The sequence below is a fragment of the Psychrobacter sp. UBA2514 genome (genome assembly GCF_002341255.1).
GTDB classification, from domain to species: domain Bacteria; phylum Pseudomonadota; class Gammaproteobacteria; order Pseudomonadales; family Moraxellaceae; genus Psychrobacter; species Psychrobacter pacificensis.
The window spans coordinates 143,036-144,555 of sequence record NZ_DDNS01000009.1 but is presented as its reverse complement, the minus strand read 5'-3'; the positions used below and the strand labels follow the sequence as shown (position 1 = coordinate 144,555).

At 42.4% G+C, this 1,520-nt stretch carries 2 protein-coding genes; one reads left to right on the top strand and one right to left on the bottom strand.

The features are described from left to right. Positions 1-128 precede the first annotated feature (128 nt). Complete coding sequence (locus tag B3V51_RS03625; RefSeq protein WP_212564376.1) at positions 129-665, bottom strand: gamma carbonic anhydrase family protein; 537 nt, start codon at positions 663-665, stop codon at positions 129-131. Between the two features lie 262 nt (positions 666-927). Here B3V51_RS03625 and B3V51_RS03620 point away from each other — a divergent pair, with 262 nt between their 5' ends. Then, complete coding sequence (locus B3V51_RS03620; RefSeq protein ID WP_286708007.1) at positions 928-1,479, top strand: phosphatase PAP2 family protein; 552 nt, start codon at positions 928-930, stop codon at positions 1,477-1,479. Positions 1,480-1,520: the final 41 nt, after the last annotated feature.

Below are 1,520 nucleotides of genomic sequence, written 5' to 3'. Positions count from 1 at the left end.
GACGATAATGCAGATGCCTTAGCGAGATTTGTAACGCAGTATGGGTCAATTTTAACATCAGCCCCAACGATAAAAAGCAGGGGACAGGACTCTTTTTTGCCGCTTCATCGTTAAAAATAAGCGCTTAGTTAGTCAGGCATCGCTATTTCTGTTAAACCTGTTTTGAATTTTTGACAACGCTCAGAATAATGCAGCGCTGACATTTTCAACATCGCTACTTGCTCATCTGTCAGTGTCTTAACGACTTTGGCAGGCGCGCCCATCACCAGGGAATTGTCAGGAATAACCTGACCTTCAGTAATTAAGGCTTTCGCCCCTATCAGGCAGTTTTTACCTATTTTGACATTATTGAGTACTACCGCACCGATACCAATCAAACTATTGTCACCGATCTCACAGCCATGCAGCATCGCTAGATGGCCAATAGTCACGTAATCACCGATAGTCACTTTGATACCTGCATCAGTGTGAATCACACTATTTTCTTGCACATTACTATAGTCGCCGATATGAATACGATCGTTATCGCCGCGTATCACCGCACCAAACCAAACATTGGCCTGATGACCCAAATACACATCACCGATTACTTGTGCCGAGTCAGCAATCCAACCGTTGAACGGTACAGCAAACTCAGGGGTTTTGTCTAAATATTTAAATATCATCGTTTTTCCTTAGTAAGGATAATGTTATTTTGGAGTAAGTCATTGGTTATACCACAATCATTTTTATGCTTATTTGATTGGCATGTCAAAGAACCATCTCACTTTGGACCATAGCCATAAAAAATATATTTTACAGTATACAATCCCATTTAATACCTTATCGTATGTCCACTTTATAGTACAATTAGCAAGGCCAACATTCTCATTTTGCTATCGTAGCGCCTGCCCTAACAAGTACCGCTACCCTACTAAGGACGCATCCATGCTTCGCGAAACACACGTACCTATTATTATCTTGTTGGCAAGTAGTGTGATCATCACCGCGCCCAGTTATGCTGAAAATACCTCAAGTTTGGAGAGAGCCGGTGACATTGTTGCGGTTGCCATACCTGCCATTGCTTATGGCAGCACGCATTATATGAATGATAAAGAGGGACGTCAGCAATTTTATCAATCATTTGCTACCAATCTTGCCGTGACCTATGCTGTGAAGTCAACCATTAATAAAGAGCGTCCTGACCATAGCGACAATGACTCCTTCCCATCAGGACATACTTCTTTGGCATTTCAGGGCGCAAGCTTCATTCATAAACGCTATGGATTAGAATATAGTATTCCAGCTTATGTTGGCGCAACTTTTGTGGGTTATAGCCGTGTTAAAGCGGAAAAACATGATGTGGCTGATGTATTTGCTGGTGCAGCACTAGGGGTTGCCAGTAGTATGTATTTGACCAAAAGCTATAACGATCAGCTTCTCATCACAACCAATCTTGCGCCTGACTATTACGGGCTGTCTGTCCACTACCAGTTTTAATCACTCAGTTTGCCCTTGATACTAGGGCGTGTTGAACATTC